Source organism: Streptomyces sp. NPDC059452 (genome assembly GCF_042750035.1).
Taxonomy (GTDB): Bacteria; Actinomycetota; Actinomycetes; order Streptomycetales; family Streptomycetaceae; genus Streptomyces.
On record NZ_JBHYVE010000004.1, the window covers coordinates 63,905 to 82,916 of the forward strand.

Annotated in this window: 18 protein-coding genes and 1 pseudogene; 10 read left to right on the plus strand and 9 right to left on the minus strand. The window is 71.5% G+C overall.

Features of this window, described 5'->3' with window-relative positions:
* Nucleotides 1–108: 108 nt before the first annotated feature.
* The 7 genes from ACFW9Z_RS07825 to ACFW9Z_RS07855 all read left to right on the plus strand — a co-directional run bounded on the left by ACFW9Z_RS07825 (nucleotide 109) and on the right by ACFW9Z_RS07855 (nucleotide 4,070).
* Nucleotides 109–303, plus strand: a complete 195-nt coding sequence (locus ACFW9Z_RS07825; RefSeq protein ID WP_384635965.1) for a hypothetical protein — start codon at nucleotides 109–111, stop codon at nucleotides 301–303.
* Entirely contained in the window at nucleotides 296–811 is a 516-nt protein-coding gene (locus ACFW9Z_RS07830) for a DUF6879 family protein (protein ID WP_384635968.1), read from the plus strand. The genes ACFW9Z_RS07825 and ACFW9Z_RS07830 overlap by 8 nt, the downstream gene beginning before the upstream one ends.
* Nucleotides 787–1,641, plus strand: coding sequence for a helix-turn-helix domain-containing protein (locus ACFW9Z_RS07835; RefSeq protein ID WP_384636799.1), 855 nt, complete (start codon nucleotides 787–789; stop codon nucleotides 1,639–1,641). The genes ACFW9Z_RS07830 and ACFW9Z_RS07835 overlap by 25 nt, the downstream gene beginning before the upstream one ends.
* An 81-nt stretch (nucleotides 1,642–1,722) precedes the next feature.
* A complete protein-coding gene (locus ACFW9Z_RS07840; RefSeq protein ID WP_384635970.1) occupies nucleotides 1,723–1,947 on the plus strand; it encodes a DUF397 domain-containing protein in 225 nt (74 codons plus the stop codon).
* 14 nt (nucleotides 1,948–1,961) lie between these two features.
* Entirely contained in the window at nucleotides 1,962–2,462 is a 501-nt protein-coding gene (locus ACFW9Z_RS07845; RefSeq protein WP_384635973.1) for a hypothetical protein, read from the plus strand.
* A gap of 83 nt (nucleotides 2,463–2,545) precedes the next feature.
* Nucleotides 2,546–3,115 (plus strand): hypothetical protein, encoded by a 570-nt coding sequence (locus ACFW9Z_RS07850; protein WP_384635976.1) that lies wholly within the window; start codon nucleotides 2,546–2,548, stop codon nucleotides 3,113–3,115.
* A 148-nt stretch (nucleotides 3,116–3,263) separates the two neighbouring features.
* Complete coding sequence (locus ACFW9Z_RS07855) at nucleotides 3,264–4,070, plus strand: HAD family hydrolase (protein ID WP_384635979.1); 807 nt, start codon at nucleotides 3,264–3,266, stop codon at nucleotides 4,068–4,070.
* A 98-nt stretch (nucleotides 4,071–4,168) separates the two neighbouring features.
* Here ACFW9Z_RS07855 and ACFW9Z_RS07860 read toward each other — a convergent pair whose 3' ends face one another.
* Complete coding sequence (locus tag ACFW9Z_RS07860) at nucleotides 4,169–4,663, minus strand: MarR family transcriptional regulator (RefSeq protein WP_384635981.1); 495 nt, start codon at nucleotides 4,661–4,663, stop codon at nucleotides 4,169–4,171.
* A gap of 150 nt (nucleotides 4,664–4,813) precedes the next feature.
* On the opposite strand from ACFW9Z_RS07860, the gene ACFW9Z_RS07865 reads away from it, so the two are divergent.
* Nucleotides 4,814–5,731: an aminoglycoside phosphotransferase family protein gene (locus ACFW9Z_RS07865; RefSeq protein ID WP_384635984.1), complete on the plus strand. Its 918-nt coding sequence runs from the start codon at nucleotides 4,814–4,816 to the stop codon at nucleotides 5,729–5,731.
* A gap of 45 nt (nucleotides 5,732–5,776) precedes the next feature.
* Here ACFW9Z_RS07865 and ACFW9Z_RS07870 read toward each other — a convergent pair whose 3' ends face one another.
* From ACFW9Z_RS07870 to ACFW9Z_RS07905, 8 genes and pseudogenes are all read right to left on the minus strand, one after another.
* The gene (locus ACFW9Z_RS07870; protein WP_384635987.1) at nucleotides 5,777–7,891 is read right to left on the minus strand and encodes a SpoIIE family protein phosphatase; all 2,115 of its coding nucleotides are present in this window, start codon (nucleotides 7,889–7,891) and stop codon (nucleotides 5,777–5,779) included.
* Between the two features lie 225 nt (nucleotides 7,892–8,116).
* Nucleotides 8,117–8,587 carry a peptidoglycan-binding protein gene (locus ACFW9Z_RS07875; RefSeq protein WP_384635990.1) on the minus strand — a complete coding sequence of 157 codons (471 nt, stop codon included), beginning with the start codon at nucleotides 8,585–8,587 and terminating at the stop codon, nucleotides 8,117–8,119.
* Nucleotides 8,588–8,998: 411 nt separating this feature from the next.
* Nucleotides 8,999–9,724, minus strand: a pseudogene (locus tag ACFW9Z_RS07880) (carbon-nitrogen hydrolase family protein); the annotation flags it as partial.
* A 173-nt stretch (nucleotides 9,725–9,897) separates the two neighbouring features.
* Entirely contained in the window at nucleotides 9,898–10,488 is a 591-nt protein-coding gene (locus tag ACFW9Z_RS07885; RefSeq protein WP_384635993.1) for a TetR/AcrR family transcriptional regulator, read from the minus strand.
* 240 nt (nucleotides 10,489–10,728) lie between these two features.
* Nucleotides 10,729–11,625 (minus strand): ABC transporter permease, encoded by an 897-nt coding sequence (locus ACFW9Z_RS07890; protein WP_384635996.1) that lies wholly within the window; start codon nucleotides 11,623–11,625, stop codon nucleotides 10,729–10,731.
* Complete coding sequence (locus ACFW9Z_RS07895; RefSeq protein ID WP_384635999.1) at nucleotides 11,612–12,634, minus strand: ABC transporter ATP-binding protein; 1,023 nt, start codon at nucleotides 12,632–12,634, stop codon at nucleotides 11,612–11,614. The genes ACFW9Z_RS07890 and ACFW9Z_RS07895 overlap by 14 nt, the downstream gene beginning before the upstream one ends.
* Nucleotides 12,635–12,726: 92 nt before the next feature.
* A complete protein-coding gene (locus tag ACFW9Z_RS07900) occupies nucleotides 12,727–13,980 on the minus strand; it encodes an outer membrane lipoprotein carrier protein LolA (RefSeq protein WP_384636001.1) in 1,254 nt (417 codons plus the stop codon).
* Between the two features lie 288 nt (nucleotides 13,981–14,268).
* Nucleotides 14,269–15,279, minus strand: a complete 1,011-nt coding sequence (locus ACFW9Z_RS07905; RefSeq protein WP_384636004.1) for a polyprenyl synthetase family protein — start codon at nucleotides 15,277–15,279, stop codon at nucleotides 14,269–14,271.
* A 156-nt stretch (nucleotides 15,280–15,435) separates the two neighbouring features.
* On the opposite strand from ACFW9Z_RS07905, the gene ACFW9Z_RS07910 reads away from it, so the two are divergent.
* Together ACFW9Z_RS07910 and ACFW9Z_RS07915 are read left to right on the plus strand one after the other, a co-directional pair.
* The gene (locus ACFW9Z_RS07910; protein ID WP_384636007.1) at nucleotides 15,436–16,935 is read left to right on the plus strand and encodes a peptide MFS transporter; all 1,500 of its coding nucleotides are present in this window, start codon (nucleotides 15,436–15,438) and stop codon (nucleotides 16,933–16,935) included.
* Nucleotides 16,936–17,013: 78 nt separating this feature from the next.
* On the plus strand, nucleotides 17,014–19,008 hold the full coding sequence (locus tag ACFW9Z_RS07915) for a CocE/NonD family hydrolase (protein ID WP_384636010.1): 1,995 nt from the start codon (nucleotides 17,014–17,016) through the stop codon (nucleotides 19,006–19,008).
* The last annotated feature ends 4 nt before the right edge of the window (nucleotides 19,009–19,012 follow it).

Here is a 19,012-nt window from a genome sequence, read left to right on the forward strand (position 1 = left end):
CGGGCAGGGAAACCGGGTTTCCCGTTCCGGAAACCAGAACCTCTTGCCCTGCCCACGGTAGGGCGGAAGGATCAGACGGGACATCGTTGGCGGCAGAGGGGAACGTCCGTGAAGGTGACGGTGCTTGCTACAACATGCGAGAAGAAGAACTGCCCGACGGTCTACAAGACGGACCGGGGCACGATCATCGTTCAGGGTGAGACTCCGAAGGACCACGGGCTCACGATTCCGGCCCACGAAACCCTCGTCGAGATCCCTATGGAACTGATCCGCGAAGCATTCGGAGGCAAGCTCGGTGCCTAAGACCTTGGGGGACTTGTTCGACGACTTCAAGCAGGAAGCCTTCCGGCTGGAGACTCTCGACGATTACGGCCGTTCAGGCAACGCAGACGCGTACCGACTGTTCCTCGACGGCGAGCCGAAGCCGGAGGGCTACAACGCCGACTGGCTCGACGAGGTACGCGCACACGTCGACTCCGGCCGGAGAATGTATCGCGTACACGTGGTCACGCGTCCGCTCACACCGTACCTGCGCTACGAATTGGGCTGGGGGTACACCACGAACAGCACGGCCGGTGAGGAGTTCTTCATCCTCGACGTGACCGAGCGCCCCAACCCGCTCGTCGGCGTGGGCGACTTCTGGCTGTTCGACTCGGTCACCGCGGCCCCCATGCACTACGCCCCCGACGGCGAGTTCACCGGGGCCGACGTGCTCCCCGACGACCGGGCCGACGAGTACGTCGGCTACAGGAACACGGCACTGGCTCACGCCGTACCGTTCGCGGACTGGTGGGCAACGCACGGCGAGTGAACCGTTCAGAGCTTGGCGTCGCGCTGCGGTTGCTGCGGAACGCTTCCGGAAAGGAAGCCAAAGCAGTTGCCCGCAGCGCTGTCATGTCACCCAGCAAGCTCAGCAGGATCGAGACGGGGAAGGTCTCCCCCAGCGCAGACGACGTCGACCGCATCCTGACAGCCATAGGCGTCTCGGAGGACGTCAAGACGGAGTACATGGACGCGGCCCGCGCTGCGGCGACGGAGGCCACCGCCTGGCGCCTGATCCAGCGCGCGGGACTCCATAAGGCTCAGCAGCGGCTACGGGACGTGGAAGCCCGGATGAGTCTCCTGCGGGTCTTCCAGCCGGCCCTGGTGCCCGGACTGCTCCAGACCCCTGAATACATGAGGGCGATCCTGTCACGCTACGACGATCTGTCCGAAGAGACTGTCCGCCGCACGGCCAGTGCACGGATTGACCGGCAAGAGGCTCTGTACGACGAGTCCAAGACGTTGCAGTTCGTCATCACCGAGCCGGTGCTTCGGTGGCTGATCGTGCCGTCCAGGGTCATGGCCGGCCAGCTGGACAGACTGGTTTCAGCTTCTCGTCTGCCGAGCGTAGATATACGCGTGGTGCCTATCGGCGGACAAAAGCACGACATTCCGAACCATGCATTTGTGATCCAGGATGACCGGGTCGTGGCCGTCGAAACAGTTCATGCGGAAGTCGTCGTGACCGACCCGAGAGACGTTTCCCTGTACGTATCCAAGTTCGAGGGATTCAGCGCATCCGCCCTTTCCGGTGACGACATGCGGAGCCTGATCGAAGGAATCCGGGACGAGCTTTTGCGCGAACAGGAAACCGCCTAGAAACCGCTCCCCTCTCTGGACACCATTGCTGCCGTTACACGAAGACATCAGCAACCCAGCAGCCCAGAAAAGGGGACAGTCATGTCCGACCTGTACGAACTCCCCATCTCCGGAGCCGAGTTCTCGAAGGCCTGCGGCGGCAACACCCACCCCGACGGCGAGGCGTGCGTGACGCTGGCGCGCATCGGGCCGGACGCCTGGGCCGTGGGCGACAGCAAGCGCCCGGGTGCCGAGCCGTTGCGGTTCACCACGGCGGAGCTGGACGCGGCGGGCATCGACCCCGCCCGCTTCGACCTCTCCGCCTGAACGGCGACGCACCCGTGCACCACCACGGTTACGCCTGGCTCGGGGAGAGGCGGACGTTCGACAAGGAGAGCATCCGCCGCCCCCCGGGCCAGGCCCCCACAGCGACCAGCGACCCGGACGTGCACGACCGCTACCGGGAGGCGGTGGCCGCCTTCCCGACCTCCGACGTACCCCCACTCCAGACGGCCCACTGGCTCATGAAACCGGCCTCGACGATCCGGGGGACGTGGGAGGAGCCGAAGGAGGCCGGCGCATGGCTGGGGCGGCAACTCACGGAGTTCGCACCCCGGTTCGCCTCCGCGCAGGACCGGGAGGCGACCCGGCTGGTCCTCCTCGTCAGGGCTGCCGTCGAACGGCTCACGTGGGGCGGGGACGTGTCCCTCGGCCACTACATGAAGGGCACGCTCTTCCACTCCGTCGCCCTGGTGACCTGCTCCCCGAACCGCAGCGCGCCCGAACTCCCCTGCCCCGCCCGGCAGACCCGATTGGGAGCCGCTGGCGGGGCTACGCCGTAAGGTTCGGACACGAAGACACGAAGGCGCGGAGACGCAAAAACACGAAATCACGACGGCGTGGTCGGTGAAGGACGGAACGGTGGATGGCAGGACTGTACGAGATCTGGCAGCGGGCGGAGGTGTCGCGCAGGCTCGACGTGTTGTCGGGCTTCATCGCGATGTGCGCAACGGGGGACAAGGACGCGCGACGCCGTCTCGCCCGGCTGATCGCCGACGCCGACGCGGCCCTCTCCGCCTCGCCCCCAGATGTGGTGGTCGCCTCGGTGTGCCTGGACGAGCTTGTCGAGTGGGCTGCCACGGAGTGGGCCGATCACCCCTATCGCCCTGTGGAAGCCCGGCCTGACGAGGCCGACCGGCAGACGCGTGACTACGCCAAGGATCTCCGGCACGCCGCACTCCCAGCCCGTGTCCGGGACGAGATGGGCCGCATCGAACTCAGTCTTGAGGTTCGGTTCCTGGCCTTGTGCCGCCAACCAGGGCTGGACTGCCGGATCCGTCAGGACATCTTCTACGTCGCCGGGCGTGCCGCGATGGCCCTCGACCTCGGCCATCTGGAAGCGGCGGAACGGGAGGTCCGGCGTATGGAACAGGTGGGCTCCGTGGAGCCGGAACAGGTGGGCTCCACGGAACCGTGGGAATGCCGCTGCGGCTGATTCGCCGCTGAGCAGCCGCCTAAGCGCGGCTGCTCCGTGTGGCCGACCCCCGGGTGCCCGGGCTGGTCGCTGGACCTCGGCCCGTGCCCCGTACCGGATTCTCCCCTCGCGCGCAAGCGGCCGTCCGGGCCCTTCTAGGCTGGGGCCCATGCCCACGCCATCCGCATATGACCTCGTCGCCACCGACCTGGACGGCACTCTGCTGCGCCCGGACGACACCGTGAGCACCCGCTCCCGCGCCGCGCTCGCGCTCGCCGCCTCCGCAGGTGCCCGGCACCTGATCGTCACCGGGCGACCGGTCCCGGGGATACGGGCGCTGCTCGCGGACCTGGCGTACAGCGGGCTCGTGGTGTGCGGGCAAGGGACGCAGTTGTACGACGCCGACAGCGCCCGGCTCCTGCGCTCGGTCACCCTGGACCGGGAGTCCGCCGACACCGCGCTCGGCAAGATCGAGGCGGAGGTCGGGGCGGTGTTCGCGGCCGTGGACCAGGACGGGGTGGACGGTGTCACGCTCATCGAGAACGGCTACCGGGTGCCGAACCCGACCCTCCCCGCCGTCCGCGTGGACTCCCGGGACGCCCTGTGGGAGCGGCCGGTCATCAAGGTGCTCGTTCGCCACCCGGAGCTGGGCGACGACGCCCTGACCGCCGTCGCCCGCGCGGCCGTGGGCGAGCTGGCCACCGTCACCATGGCGGGCCCCGGCACGGTCGAACTGGCTCCCCGGGGCGTGGACAAGGGCACCGGGATCGCGGCGGCGGCCGAGCTGCTGGGGATCGGGGCGGAGCGGACGGTGGCATTCGGGGACATGCCCAACGACCTGCCGATGTTCCGCCGCTCGGGCCACCGGGTGGCGATGGGCAACGCCCACGAGGAGCTGCGGGCGGCGGCGGACGAGGTGACCCTGTCGAACGCGGAGGACGGGGTGGCGGCGGTCCTGGAGCGGCTGTTCGGGTGAGGGGGCGGAGAGGCTGAGCGGCAGAGCAGCTGAGTGGTTACGAGGCTGAGCGGCTGAGCAGCTCAGCGGTTACGGGGCTGGCGCCCGCCGTTGAGCCGCTAGTCCACGGCGCCTCCGGTGTTCCGGATCATCTGCCGGAGCACCTTCAGCGCCGTCACGTAGTCCGCGTCCTCGATGCCCTCGTGGATACGGCCCCGGATCTCCGGCGCGTGCCGCTTGAGGCCGGTCCGGGCCTCCTCGCCCGCCTCGGTGATCCACAGCCGCCCTTCGCCGTCGCGGGTGAGCCAGCCGCGCTCCAGCAGGACCTGTGCCTCGGCGTGCAGGTCGTCCTCGAACCGGAGGTAGGACCGCATGGCCTGCTGGAGTTCGGGGACGGTCATGCCCTGGCCGTCCGGGGAGATGTCGTGCTTCGACAGGTTGCGCAGCAGCCAGAACTGGGGCTGGGTGAAGCCGAGTTCGGCCTGCTGGGCCCGGGTGAACGCGATGAGCGCCTCGTAGGCCACGCCGGTCCAGTAGGCAGCGGGCTGGGTGGCCAGCTCGGCGTCGGAGAGGGAGGAGACGGAGGAGAGGGAGGAGACGGGTCGGGTTGTCATGTGAGTTCAAACTCCTTGCGAGGGAAGGACGTTGTCGGTTGAGGAAGCCTGGGGCCGCGTCGGCCGCGCCCCCGATACCCGTACCGTAAGACCTCAAGTCCGCTTGAGATCAAGGGCGATGGGACCGGCCTCCCACTACTGTTGCTCCGCATGACCACCCACATCCAGATGGACATCACCGCCGAGCTCGTCCGGGACCTGCTGCGCGACCAGCACCCCGACCTGGCCGATCGCCCCGTATCGCTCGGCGCGCGCGGGTGGGACAACCAGCTGTGGCGGCTCGGTGACGACCTCGCCGTACGGCTGCCCTGGGCGACCGAGGGCGCGGACGCGCTCCTGCGCAAGGAACACACCTGGCTGCCCGTCCTCGCCCCGGGCCTGCCGCTGCCGGTTCCCGTGCCGCAGCGCCTCGGGGAGCCCTCCGATCGGCTCCCCCGGCCCTGGACCGTCACCACCTGGGTGCCGGGCGCGCCCGCCGACCGCGCCCCGGCCACGCGCCCGGAGGAGGCGGCCGAGGCGTTGGGCGCCTTCCTGACGGCCCTTCATCAGCCCGCGCCCGCCGACGCGCCGGTCGGCAGGTACGGGCGCGGCGGGCCGATGGCCGCGCTCGCCGACGGCTTCGACCGGCACCTCGCCTCGGCCGTCGGGCGGGGGCTGGTCGCCGAGCCGGACGCCGTCCGCGCCGTCTGGGAGGACGCCGTCGCCGCGCCGGACTGGGCAGGTCCGGCGCTCTGGCTCCACGGCGACCTGCATCCCGCCAACATCCTCACCGAGGACGGGACTTTCTGCGGCGTGATCGACTTCGGGGAGCTCTGCGCGGGCGATCCCGCCTGCGATCTCGCCGCCGCCTGGGTGCTGCTGCCGGACGGCGCCATCGACCGTTTCCATGCCGCCTACCGCCCGGCCGCAGACCCCGCGGCCCTGCGCCGCGCCCGTGGCTGGGCGGTGCTGCAAGCGCTCAGCGGCATCCTCATCGGCGACGCGGGCGTCCACGGCCGCCCCGGTGGGAAGGCCACCTGGGGGCCGCCCGCCCACGCGGCACTGCGGCGCCTGACGGCAACGGCATGAACGGCGTCAACGGCGTCAACGGCGTCAACGCATAGAGAAGAGAGGTCATGTGGCGCTGCCCGGAAGCTCCTGTTCCGTCCAGAGCACCTTGCCCTCCGGGCTGTGCCGGGCTCCCCAGTGGGCCGCGAGGCGGGAGACGATGAACAGGCCCCGGCCGCCCTCGTCGACCGTACGGGCGTGGCGCAGGTGCGGGGAGGCCGTCGAGCCGTCGTGGACCTCGCAGGTGAGGGTGGTGTCCAGCAGCAGGCGCAGCCGTAGCGGCGGGGTGCCGTAGCGGACGGCGTTGGTGACCAGTTCGCTGACGATCAGCTCCGTCGAGTCCACGGTGTCCTCGTCCAGCCCCCAGCCCTGGAGCCGGTCGCGGACGAGCAGGCGTGCGGTGGCGGGGGTCGTGCGCTCCTGGGCGAGGTCCCAGGTGGCGACCCGGTGGTCGGAGACCGTACCGGTACGGGCCAGGAGCAGCGCCGCCCCGGCGGAGCGGGTGTCGTCGGGGAGCTCGTACACGATGTCGTCGCCCAGTTGCCGCAGGCTGCGGCCGGGGCGGGCGAGGACCTGCGTGATGCGCTCCCCCGCGCCGTCGTCGGCCAGCAGTTCGGGCGTGCAGAACGCGAGGACGCTGCCCTCCTCCAGGGTCACGGCGGCGGGGGCGAAGAGGGCGCCGTCGGCGGCGAAGAGGCCGGGCCCCTCCGGTACGTCGAGGGGGACGGCCTCTCCGTCGGGGCCGACGACCAGGGGCGCGGGGTGCCCGGCGCGGGCGACCGTACAGGTGCGGGTGAACGGGTCGTAGACCCCGTACACGCATCCCGCCCGCAGCGGTTCGCCCTGGAGGGAGTCGCTCGGGGGCAGGGCCGCGCGTTCGTGGGCGAGGCGGTCGGCGGTCTCCTTGAGGCGGGCCAGGACCTCCTCCGGCTCCAGGTCGAGTCCGGCCAGCGCCTGGATGACCGTACGGAGCTGGCCCATCGCGATCGCCGACTGGAGCCCCTCCCCCGCGACCCCGCCGACGACGAGTGCCGTACGGGCCCCGGAGAGCGCGATCGTGTCGAACCAGCAGCCGCTGTCCCGGCCGGGCAGCAGCACGTGGGCGGTCTCCACGGCGGCCTGGTCACGTACGGCCTGCGGGAGAAGGCGGCGCTGGACCGTGGAGGCAATGACGTGCTCGCGCTCGTACCGGCGGGCGTTGTCGATCGCGAGGGCCGCGCGGGTGGCCGCCGTACCCGCCAGGGACACGTCCTCCTCATCGAACGGCTCGCTCGCCCCGCACCGGTAGAGGCTGACCAGGCCGAGGACGGCTCCCCGCAGGGTGAGGGGCACGACGATCAGCGAGTGCGCACCGGTCTCCGCGAGGATGCGGCCGCCGTCCGGTTCGGTGTCGATCCACGGGGTGTCGGCGGTGAGCTGGACGAGCCGGGGGCGCAGGTCCGCGACGGCGAGCGCGTACGGCGTACGGAGGGGGAGGTGCCGGGTCGCGCCGAGCGGGCGGCCCGGGATCGCCTCCTCGCCCCGGAGGGTGTCGCAGTGACCGCTCGCCGCGCGGCGCAGCGAGGTGTCCGGCGGCAGCGGGCCCACCGGCGGGTCGGCGCCGCGCAGAACCTCGTCCACCACCTCGATGACGGCGAGATCGGCGAACCCCGGAACCAGCGCGTCCACGAAGGACCGGCAGGTGGTGGCCACGTCCAGGGAGCCGCCGACCGCGTCGCGCACGGCGGCCAGCGCGGTCTCCCGGGCGCGGGCCCGCTCCCGCTCGGTGACGTCGACGACCGCGCTCACCAGCCCGAGGGCGGTGCCGTCGGGGGCTTCGAGGCGGTAGGCGGAGACCAGGAAGATCCGGTCGCCGGGGATCTGCCGGAGCCGACCGCGTACGAGATGTTCGCGTACGGGCCCCTCCCCGGCGAGCACCCGCTTCATGAGCTGCTCGGAACCGGCGGGGTCGTCGAGCCGGAAGGCCTCGGTGAAGCGGAGCCCGATGTACTCGTCGGTCGCGACGCCCTCGACGAGGGAGTTGGTACGGACGAGCCGGAGCTGCGGGTCGAGCACGAGGAGGCCGACGGCGGACTGGGTGAAGAGGGTGTCCAGGAGGGCGTGGTCCAGGGGGGTGTCGTCCAGGGGGGTGGGCCCGTCGTTCTCGGCCCCGGCCCCGGCCGGGGTATCGGCGTACGACACAGTTCCACCCACCCTCAGGCCCTCAGGCTCCGGCGCACCGGCGCTCCGGCGCACCGGCACGTGCCGGACCAGCATCACCCGACGCGGCGGGAGCGGCCACCCGGGGGGGGTGGCAGGGGTGCGGCAGGGGAGTGACGCTGCCACGCCCCTGCCGTTTCCGTTCCGATTCCGTGTTCTGGCTGCCCAGGGGGCGGGGGGCGTTCTGGCTGCCCCGGGGCAGCCAGATCAGGACGCGCACATGGCGCTCGAACTGGAGTAGTAGCGCCACTTCACGTGAGACTTGGTCTTCGGTCCGTAGACGCCGTCCACGGGAAGGCCCACGCTGCGCTGGAGCGCCTGGACGGCGGACCGGGTGGCGGGCCCGTAGATGCCGTCGATGCCGCCGGTGTTGAGCCGGTGGCAGAGCGTCAGCGCACTCTGGAGCGCGCGGACATGTTCACCCTGGGCGCCCTGGCCCATGATGCAGTCGTAGGTGGTGGGTCCGGCCGGCTTCTTCGCGATGTAGCTGCCCCGGTACGAGTTCAGCGCGCGGGTGCAGTACTCCGCCATCGCCGCAGCACCCCCCGTCGGTGCTGCCTCCGTGGCGGTCGTCGTCACCGCCCGCGCCGTCGTCGGCGCGGCCAGCGCCGGGCCGGTCGTGCCGATCCCGCTTCCCAGGACAATCGCCGCACCCGCCGCGGCCATCAGTCGTCGCACAGTCGGTCTCTCCTTCACCACTGGGCGGGGTGTTCCGCGCCACGACAGCGCGCTCCCCCCGCGACTCCGAGAACCACGGCACAGACCGTAGGGCACGGGCGGGGCGGGCCGTACGGTCCCGGATCGTCGCGGAATCAGCGCATCCGGCCGGGCTGACCTGGGGCGATGACGTGGGCGGGCGCGACGGGCGCCGGGGGGAAGCAGGCACTCATCGTCAAGCGTTCAGGCGCTCATCGTCACGAAGTGGCGCCCATTGTCATGAACCGGCTAGGCGGGCGGGAGGGGCCCTGCGGGCTGGGCGGTCTCGGCGGGCTCGGCAGTCGCGACGGGCTGGACGGGCTCGGCAGCCCCGGCGGTCCCGGCAGCCCCGGCGGTCCCGGCAGCCCCGGCGGTCTCGGCAGTCCCGGCCGTCTCAGCGGTGATCACCGTTGGCGTACGGGCGTCCGCCTCGGCCAGGAGTCGGCCGCCCGGGGCCCAGATCGCGGACCGGCCGCAGCCGGTCCAGGGGCCGGCGGGGCCCACGTGGTTGGCGAGGACGACGAAGAGGTTCGCGGCCTCCGCGATGCCGGGGTAGACGGTCGCCCGCTGCTGGATGCCGTCGCCCGTCCCGTACAGCGTGGAGGCGAGGTAGACCTGACAGCCGTCCGCCGCCGCCCGGGCGGGCAGGCCGGGGAAGTGGCTGTCGTAGCAGGTGGCCAGGGCGAAGCGGATGCCGCCGAACACGAACCGCCCGTCCCGGGTGCCGGGCGCGAACACGGCGTTCTCCTGGTCGTGGAGGTGCTGCTTGAGGTAGGTGGTGATCAGCTCGCCGTCGGGGCCGTAGACGAAGGTGCCGATGGCGGGGCGGGTCCCGGCGGACGCGGGTGCCGTACCCCGGCCGTCTCCGCCCACCGCGCAGTTGACCACCGTGGCGATCCCGGTCGAGCGGAGGCCGTCCAGCCTCGGGTCGTCCGCGCCCAGCAGGAGGGCGGGGTTCTCGGCGAGGGCCCCGAGCTCGTAGCCGGTGAGGGCGAGCTCGGGGAGCACGAGCAGCTCGGCACCCCGCTCGCGTGCCTGCCCGGCGAGGGCGGCGAGTTGCCGGACGTTGGCGGGGATGTCCGCGGGGACGGAGGCGAGCTGGGCTGCGGCGATCTTCACCGGCCGAGCGTGCCACAGAGGCGGCGAGCCTCTTCCTCGTACCCCCGCACCCCCGTACTCCAGGGTTCTTGGACTCTTGGACTCCCCCCTCGCTCCCCGGTCGCCTCCACGATGACCAGCCCCACCCCCGGCACGGGCCGCACCCGTGCCCGTACCGGACCCCCGTACAGCCCTCAGTACCCCGGCGCCCCCAGCGCGCGCAGCACATGGGCCACGAGGGTGGCGATCGTCTCCTCGTCCTGGACCGGCTTGCGCAGGACATGGCGGTAGTAGACGGGGCCGTACAGCATCTCCACGGCCAGCGGGAGGTTCGCACCCGGCGGGATCTGGCCCTGGTCCTGGGCACTCCGCAACCGAGCCACCGCCTCCTCGACGCGCGGGTCGACCAGCTGGTCCTTCAGGGCCTGCGCGAGGACGTCGTCGTGGTGGAGCTCGGAGAGGATGCCCGCGTAGGCCGGGCCGAAGGGCGGCACGGAGAGCAGCCTCACCGCCCCGGCGACATGGGTGCGCAGATCGGCCCCGATGTCACCGGTGTCCACGAACGGCGTGGCGTCCACCAGCGCGTCCGTGAACGCCTCCAGCAGCACCGCCCCTTTTGACGGCCACCACCGGTAGATCGTCTTCTTGCTCACTCCGGCGCGGGCCGCGATGGCCTCTATCGTCACGCGCCCGTACCCCTTCTCCGTACAGAGGTCGAGCGCGGCCTGCAGCGTCGCACGTCGTGATCTCTCGCTGCGGCGCAGGCTACTCGGCGATGTGATCATTCGGTGAGCATAGGGGGGTTTCAGCCAATCCTTATTGACAGACAGTCGTCATAGGCCGAACAATACCCAAGCGGAAACGGAACGTACCGTGTCGCGTCGTTCCCCTCCTCCGCACCGTTCGTGCCGTTCGTGCCGCGACGAGCCGATCGGGGGACGGCTCGCCCGGCCGACGGCATGGACGACCGCTCACCGATCCGATCCGGCCACGGCCCCGCCACGGGACGACCTCATGGGTCCCGCTCAGGTCGTGATGTCCTTCGTGGTGAACCGCGCCCAGGCCGCCGAGCCGAACACCGCCGCGTACAGGCCCTGGAGCCGGAAGTTCTCGACGAGCCCGTCCCAGTGGACCGGCTCGCGCAGGACGTCCGCGAACGACATCCAGTGGTGCGGGAACAGGTAGGGGTGGACCCCGCTCAACTGCGGGATGCTGTCCAGGATCTGTACGGTGATGAGCAGCCCGACCGTCGCCGCCATCGCCCCGATCCCGCTGTTGGTCAGCGTCGAGACGAACAGCCCGAGCGCGGCGAAACCGACCAGGGACCCCGCGACGACCCCCGCCGTCAGCGCGGCCCGTACCAGGCCCTCACCGAAGCTGATCCGGGTCCCGGAGATCGTCGTGACCTCGCCCACCGGGAAGAGCAGCGCCCCCACCGCCAGCGCCGAGGCCGCCACGACGAAGGTCGCGACCAGGCAGAAGGTGAGGACGGAGGCGTATTTGGCCAGAAGCAGCCGGGTCCGGCCCGCCGGGGCGACCAGCAGATAGCGCAGGGTGCCGCCGCTCGCCTCGCCCGCGATCGCGTCGCCCGCGACGACGCCGACGGCCATCGGCAGGAAGACCGGCAGGGTCGCGGCGAGGGCGGCGAAGACGAGGAACAGGCCGTTGTTGGTGACCTGGGTCAGGAACGCCGGCCCTCCCCCGCCGCCCGGCCCCCCTCCCGCCCCGCCGCCGCCCGTCTCGATGCGGACCGCGATCCCGATGAGTACGGGGACGGCGGCGAGCACCGCGAGGAGTGCGTAGGTGCGGTGGCGGCGGAGGGTGGTGGTGACCTCGGAGCGGAGGATTCCGAGCGTCCAGAGAGGGTTACGGGGGCGGGGCCCGGTGCTTTCCGGAGCCACGGGGGCCTCAGCCTGCGACATCGAATCCCTCTCCGGTCAGTGCCACGAACGCGTCCTCCAGCGAGCCGCCCTCGACCCCGAACGCCCGCACCCGCACCCCGCCGCCCACCAGCGCCGCGTTGAGGTCGGCGAGGTCCACGGCGGCGGGCGGGGCGTCGGCGGTCAGCCGGTCGCCTTCGGCCGCCAGGCCGGTGAGGCCGTGGCCCTTGAGGATGCGGGCGGCCTCTCCGGGGTCGGGGGTGGTGACGGCGAGCCGGGCGCGGGAGCTCGCGGCCAGGTCGGCGACCGGGCCCTGCACCAGCAGTCGGCCCCGGGCCATCACCGCCGCGTGCGTACAGACCTGCTCGATCTCGTCCAGCAGGTGCGAGGAGAGGAACACCGTGGTGCCCTCGGCCGCCAGCTCCCGGACCAGGGACCGGATCTCGCGCATCCCCTGCGGGTCGAGGCCGTTGGTCGGCTCGTCCAGGACGAGCAGGCGGCGCGGCCGGAGCAGGGCGGCGGCGAGGCCGAGGCGCTGCTTCATGCCGAGGGAGTACGCCTTCGCCTTCTTGGCCGAAGCGGCGGCGAGGCCGACCCGCTCCAGGGCGTGGCCGACGCGGGCCCGGCGGGTGCGCGGGTCGGCGGTGGGGTCGGCGCGGTCGAACCGTACGAGGTTGTCGCGGCCGCTGAGGTACCCGTACAGCGCGGGCCCCTCGATCAGCGCGCCGACCTCCGGGAGGACCGTACGGGCGGCCTGGGGCATCGGGCGGCCGAGCACCCTGGCCGTGCCCGATGTGGGGTCGATGAGGCCCATGAGCATCCGGATGGTGGTGGTCTTGCCGGAGCCGTTGGGGCCGAGGAAGCCGAAGACGCTCCCGCCGGGGACGGTGAGGTCGAGCCCGTCCACGGCGAGCTGGCCGCCCCGGTAGCGCTTGGTGAGACCGCGGGTCTCGATGACGGGGGCGGTGGGAGCAGCGGGATCGCCCGGCTCGGCCGCCGGGATGGCCGCTGTGCCCTCAGCCGCCGTGCCCTCAGCCGCTGTGTCCGTCATGCCGGTCGCACCTCTCAGCGCATGCAGGGGCCGGACCGCCCCGCCGCACGGGTGTGCGACGGGGCGGGACGGCCGGATGACCCCGAAAGGCCCTACTTGGCGCCGTCGGCCGCCCGTACCAGCGCGTCCTTCGTCACCGCTCCCACGTATACCTTGCCGTCGTCCGTCACCAGGGCGTTGACCAGGCGGGTCTTGAAGACCGTGCCCGAGCCGAACTTCCCGGTGACCTTGTCGCCGAGCGCGTCCAGGAAGCCCTGGGCCTCGGCCGGGATGCCGTCCGAGCCCGCCGTGGGCAGGCCCTTGCCACCGGGGATCTCGATGGCGGCTATCGACGTCCAGCCCTTGCCGATGACGTTGACGCCCTCGGAGCCCTCCAGTCCGGCGAGCGGTCCGGGGAGCTGGCCGGAGAACTGCTCGGGAAGCCCCTTCTGCGCCGCGCCGTGCTCGTCCTTGCCGGTCTCCAGTTCGTCGGCCTCCGTCACCTTGGCGCCCTTGGGCGGGGTGAAGTCGAACTGGGAGGCGGCGGGCTTGGAGAAGTCGACCTTGGTGAAACCGGCGTCGACCACGGCCTTGCCGCCGCTCGCGGCGGCCAGCGTGAACTTCAGCGGTACGCCGTTCTCCGCGTCCACCGCGATCCGCACCGAACCGATCGTCGAGCCGGACTGCTTGGGCTTGATCACCAGCTGGTACGCGTCCCGCCCCGCCACCTGCGCGGTGCCGTCCACGGTGACCGAGGTGGTGTCGCCGACCGCCGCGAGCGTCTGCTCGGCGAACTCCTTCGGAGTGGTCGGTACGCCCTCGGGGGCCTCCGGGGACTCCTTCTCCGCGCCCGCGCTCTCGGGCGCCCCCGCGTGGTAGACCTCGTCGGACTGGGAGTCGTACGCCCAGACCTCGCCCTTGTTGTGGATGACGCTGTACTCGGAGGCGTTCCCGAGGATGGAGAGCCGCTGCTTGTCCGGGCCGTCGGCGGCCACCCGCAGCGTGTGCGTGCCGGACGTCAGCTCCATGAGCTTGTCCTCCGGTGCGGCCGCACTGGAGCCCTTGTCGTCGCCGCCCGGTACGAACGCGCCGGCCAGGCCGTCGAGGGGCAGGCCGAGGTCCGTGCTGATCTTGAGAGTCCCGGAGAGCTGCTGCTCGTCGGAGGCGGCGATCCTCTCGATGAGCTCCTGTGCGCTGATCTTCGGCAGGTCCGGGTCGCCGGTGTTCGCGAGCGCCGGGACGAGCCCGATGGTCGCGGCCGCCACCCCCGCGACCGCGACGGGGACGATGTAGCGCGCCGCCTTCCGACGGCCCACGACAGTGCCCGTGGCCTCGCCGATGGTCTCTGCGCTGTCGTTCGGTGCCATGTGTGCCCTACCTCCGTGGTCGGCGGCTTCCGTACGGTTGCCCGTCCACTCCCTGCCGCCATTCTCACCCGATGTGGTCAGGAGTGGTTCTTATCCATCTGACCAAATCGGGCGCCATGAAGCGTCAGCCCCCGGGATCAACCCGCCTACTGCTCCGGTATGACAACCGGGCAGGGTGGGTCAGCCATCCAGTAGGGGTAGGGCCCCGGGCCAGCGCCCTCCAGGGCACCGGGTCGGCACCTATAGAGGCTGACGCGTCGTCAACCCAGGGCACCGCGAACGGCGCTCTCAGCCCGCGCGGTGCACCACGGCGTCGCACAGCTCTTCCAGCGCGGACTTCGCGTACCCCTCGGGCAGCGGCGCCAGCGTGGCGCGCGCCTCCTGGGCGTAGCGGACGGTGTCCTGACGGGCCTGCTCCAGCGCCGGGTGGGCGCGCAGTCGGCGCAGCGCCTCGGCCAGGGTGTCGTCGTCGCTCAGGTCGCCGTCGAGCAGCTCCACGAGCTCCAGGTCGTCGGGCTTGCCGTCCTCCGCGGCCTGGGCGCGCAGCCGCAGCACCGGGAGGGTGGGGATGCCTTCGCGCAGGTCGGTGCCGGGGGTCTTGCCGGACTCGTGGGTGTCGGAGGCGATGTCGAGGACGTCGTCGGCGAGCTGGAAGGCGATGCCGAGCCGCTCCCCGTACTGCGTGAGGATGTCCACGGTCCGTTCGTCGGCCCCGGCCATCAGCGCGCCGAACCGGCCGGAGACGGCGACCAGCGAGCCGGTCTTGCCGCTGAGCACGTCCAGGTAGTGGTCGACCGGGTCGCGGCCGTCGCGCGGGCCCGCGGTCTCCAGGATCTGGCCGGTGACGAGCCGCTCGAACGCCTCGGCCTGGATGCGTACGGCCTCGGGGCCCAGGTCGGCCAGGATGTGGGAGGCGCGGGCGAACAGGAAGTCGCCCGTCAGCACGGCCACCGAGTTGCCCCAGCGGGTGTTGGCGCTCGCCACGCCACGGCGTACGTCGGCCTCGTCCATCACGTCGTCGTGGTACAGCGTGGCCAGATGGGTCAGCTCGACGACGACGGCAGCGGGGACGACGCCCGGCGCGTCCGGATCGCCGAACTGTGACGCGAGCATGACCAGCAGTGGGCGGAATCGCTTGCCCCCCGCCCGCACCAGGTGCTGGGCGGCCTCGGTGATGAACGGCACATCGCTCTTGGTGGCTTCGAGCAGCCCCGCCTCGACAGCGGCCAGGCCCGTCTGGACATCGGCCTCAAGAGCCTGGTCCCGCACGTGCAGTCCGAACGGCCCGACGACGGTCACGAGGGCATCTCCTGTCTGCTGACGATCACACGCAATGTCGATGTGTCGTTGTCTCCATCCGACTCAGCGTATCCGGTCCCCTTTGGATCACCGTGGGCGGCTTCCCGCCACCGCCGGTATGTTCGGGATCAGCTCATACGATCAGGAGTATCCACTTTGTCCCACAGCGCCGCCGACACCGAACCGGCCCAGCCCCCGCCCGAGGACGACCGCGCCTTTTTCGGCCAGCCACGGGGGCTGATGACCCTGTCGGGGCTGGAGGTCTGGGAGCGGTTCTCCTTCCTCGGCATGCAGGCGATCCTGGTGCTGTTCTTCGCCGACAAGGTGTCCAACGGCGGCATGGGCATGAACCCCGGCACCGCCGCCTCCGTGTCGGCGGCCTACGGAACGCTCGTCTACCTGGTCTCGGTGGCGGGCGGCTGGCTGGCCGACCGCATCCTCGGCTCCTACCGGGCCGTCCTGTACGGCGGCATCCTCATCGCCTGCGGCCACTACTCCATGGCCGTGCCCACCGACGCGATGACCTGGGTCGGGCTCGGCCTGATCAGCGCCGGTACGGGCCTGCTCAAGCCCAATGTGGCCTCCATGGTCGGCAAGCTCTACCGCACCGAGGACGAGCGGCGCGACGCGGGCTTCGCCCTCTACTACATGGGCATCAACATCGGCGCCTTCGCCGGACCGCTGATCACCGGCTGGCTCGGCGACCACGTGAGCTGGCACTGGGGCTTCTCGGCCGCCGCGGTCGGGATGACCCTCGGCCTGATCCAGTACGTGGCGGGCCGCCGTCACCTGGCCGGGCGTAAGCACGCCGCCGAGTTCGCGCTCGCCCCCACCGCGATGCGCCGCGCGGTACGGATGATCATCGGCGGGGCCGTCGTGGTCGCCGCCGCGGCCACCGCGCTGGCCCTGGCGGGCTGGCTGACGATGGACCGGTTCGTCGACGTCCTGACCCTCATCTCGGTGATCGCGCCGGTCGTCTACTTCGTGGTGATGTTCCGTTCCCCCCGGGTCACCGCGGAGGAGCGCGGCAGGCTCCGCCCGTACGTCGTCCTCTTTCTCGGCTCCGTCGTCTTCAACTTCATCCTGTTCCAGGCGTACTCGACGATGATGCTGCTCGCGTCGACCAACGCCCGGACCGAGATCCTCGGCTTCACCTTCCCGGCCAGCTGGTACGCCTCCGCGCTCGGCGCCTTCGAGGTGGCGCTCGCGCCCGTGGTGGCCGCGACCTGGGCCCGGATGGGCACCCGGCAGCCGCACGCCTCCAACAAGATCGCGTTCGGGGTGATCCTCGGCGGGCTCTCCTTCCTGCTGATGGTCCTGCCGACCTCCGGCCACGCGGACGACGTGTACCGGATGGCGGCCTGGTGGATCGTCGGCTCCTACCTGCTCCTCGGCCTCGGAGACGTACTCCTGGAGACCTCCGGCATGTCCGCCACCACCAAGCTCGCCCCGAAGGCGTTCGCGAGCCAGACGATGGCACTGTGGTTCCTCTCCCTCGCCCTGGCCAACGGCATCCAGGCCCAGGTCGTGAAGTTGTACGGAGAGGTCTCCAACCCCGCGTACTTCGGCGTCAACGGGGGGATCGCGGTGGCGGCCGGGGTGGCGATGATCCTCGCCGCGCCGTGGCTGAAGCGCACGATGCACCCCGTCCACTGACCGCCCCCCTCCCGATCCCCTAATAAGGCGTCGCGGCCCCTAAAAGAAGGCGTCCCCCGTCCCCCACCGAGGTGACCCATGAACATCACGACCGAGTTCCCGTACGAGACGACCCACGAGGACGTCCGCATCCCGCTCTCCGGCGGAACCCGGCTCTACGCCCGGATCTGGCGGCCCCTGACCGACGAACCGGTCCCCGCGCTACTGGAGTACCTCCCCTACCGGCTCGGCGACTGGACCGCCCCGCGCGACTGGCAGCGCCACCCCTGGTACGCGGGCCACGGCTACGCCTCCGTACGGGTCGACGTACGCGGCCACGGCAACAGCGAGGGGCTGCCGGGCGACGAGTACGACGCGCAGGAGCTGGCCGACGGGGTCGCCGTCATCCACTGGCTGGCCCAGCAGGAGTGGTGCTCGGGCCGGGTCGGCATGTTCGGGATCTCCTGGGGCGGCTTCAACTCGCTCCAGATCGCCGCGCTCGCCCCCGAACCGCTGAAGGCGATCGTCACCGTCTGCTCGGCCGACGACCGCTACGACAACGACGTCCACTACATGGGCGGCTCCGTCCTCGCCGTGGACATGCACGCCTGGGCCGCCACCATGCTCGCCTTCGTCTCCCGCCCGCCGGACCCCGCGCAGGTCGGCGACGACTGGAAGGAGATGTGGCTGAAGCGGCTGGAGGCCGTCGAGCCCTTCATCCACACCTGGCTGTCCCACCAGAGCCGCGACGACTACTGGAAGCACGGCAGCGTCTGCGAGGACTACGGGGCGATCAAGGCGAACGTGCTCGCGGTGGGCGGCTGGCACGACCCGTACCGCGACACCGTGCTCCGGCTGGTGGAGCACCTGGACCCGGCGCGGGTGCGCGGGATCATCGGCCCGTGGTCGCACCAGTACCCGGACCGGGGGCTGCCGCCGGGGCCCGCGATCGGCTTCCTCCAGGAGACGCTGCGCTGGTGGGACCAGCACCTGAAGGGCAAGGAGACGGGCGTGCTGCGGGAGCCGCTGCTGCGGTCCTGGATCAGCGGCTCGCACCCGCCCGCCACGGTGTACGAGACGCTGCCCGGCCGGTGGGTCGGGGACGCCTCCTGGCCATCGGAGAACGTGAACCCGGTGGCGTACGCGCTCCAGGGCGGTGAGCGGATCGTCGCCTCGCCGCAGCAGACCGGGGTGGACGCGGGCCGCTTCTTCCCGTTCGGCAACGAGGCCGACCTGCCGCCGGACCAGCGGGACGAGGACGCGAAGTCGGTGTCGTTCGAGTTCCCGGTGGAAGAGGCGCCGATCGAGATCCTCGGCCGCCCCCGGGTCAAGCTCCGCATCCGGATGGACGTCCCGCGCGGCCAGGCCATCGCCCGGCTCTGCGATGTGGCACCCGACGGCTCCTCCACCCTGGTCACCCGGGGCGCCCTCAACCTCGCCGCCCGCCACGGCCGCGACCGCACCGACGACTGGACGCCCGGCGAGAGAGAGGACGTGGTCTTCGACCTCAACGGCATCGGCCACACCTTCCCGCCCGGCCACCGCATCCGGCTCGCGGTCTCCTCCTCGTACTGGCCCTGGATCTGGCCGCAGGCCGGTTCGGCGGGGTTCACGCTCGACGCGGACGGCAGCTTCGTCGAGCTCCCGGTGCGCCGCCACACCGAGGACCCCTCGATCACCTTCGGCGCACCGGAACAGTCCGAACCGCTCGGCGTGGTCTACCCGGTCACCCTGGAGGAGCCGCGCCCCGAACGCCTCGTCGTCCGCGATGTCGCCAAGGGCGAGTGGCGGCTTGAGGTGGATCCGCGTTATGGCGGTACGCGGGTCTACCCCGACGGCCTCGAATTCACCGAGGAGGCCCTGGAGACGTACACGATCCAGCAGGACGACCCGCTCTCCGCCCGCACCCGCTCCGACTGGCGCATCCGGCTGCACCGGCCGGAGATGGCCTGGGACGTGGAGATCGAGACCCGCTCCGAGATCGCCGCCGACGACCACGACTTCATCACCTCCGACGAGGTGATCTGCAAGGACGGTGACGAGATCGTCTTCCACCGCACCTGGGAGAAGCGGATTCCGCGCACGGCGGGCTGAGCGG

Excerpts from the sequence above, each read along its gene's own strand:
- ACFW9Z_RS07840 (WP_384635970.1), top strand. The coding sequence starts at position 1,723 with ATGTCCGACCTGTACGAACTCCCCATCTCCGGAGCCGAGTTCTCGAAG.
- ACFW9Z_RS07850 (WP_384635976.1), top strand. The coding sequence starts at position 2,546 with ATGGCAGGACTGTACGAGATCTGGCAGCGGGCGGAGGTGTCGCGCAGG.
- ACFW9Z_RS07855 (WP_384635979.1), top strand. The coding sequence starts at position 3,264 with ATGCCCACGCCATCCGCATATGACCTCGTCGCCACCGACCTGGACGGC.
- ACFW9Z_RS07860 (WP_384635981.1), bottom strand. The coding sequence starts at position 4,663 with ATGACAACCCGACCCGTCTCCTCCCTCTCCTCCGTCTCCTCCCTCTCC.
- ACFW9Z_RS07865 (WP_384635984.1), top strand. The coding sequence starts at position 4,814 with ATGACCACCCACATCCAGATGGACATCACCGCCGAGCTCGTCCGGGAC.
- ACFW9Z_RS07885 (WP_384635993.1), bottom strand. The coding sequence starts at position 10,488 with ATGATCACATCGCCGAGTAGCCTGCGCCGCAGCGAGAGATCACGACGT.
- ACFW9Z_RS07890 (WP_384635996.1), bottom strand. The coding sequence starts at position 11,625 with ATGTCGCAGGCTGAGGCCCCCGTGGCTCCGGAAAGCACCGGGCCCCGC.
- ACFW9Z_RS07895 (WP_384635999.1), bottom strand. The coding sequence starts at position 12,634 with ATGACGGACACAGCGGCTGAGGGCACGGCGGCTGAGGGCACAGCGGCC.
- ACFW9Z_RS07900 (WP_384636001.1), bottom strand. The coding sequence starts at position 13,980 with ATGGCACCGAACGACAGCGCAGAGACCATCGGCGAGGCCACGGGCACT.
- ACFW9Z_RS07915 (WP_384636010.1), top strand. The coding sequence starts at position 17,014 with ATGAACATCACGACCGAGTTCCCGTACGAGACGACCCACGAGGACGTC.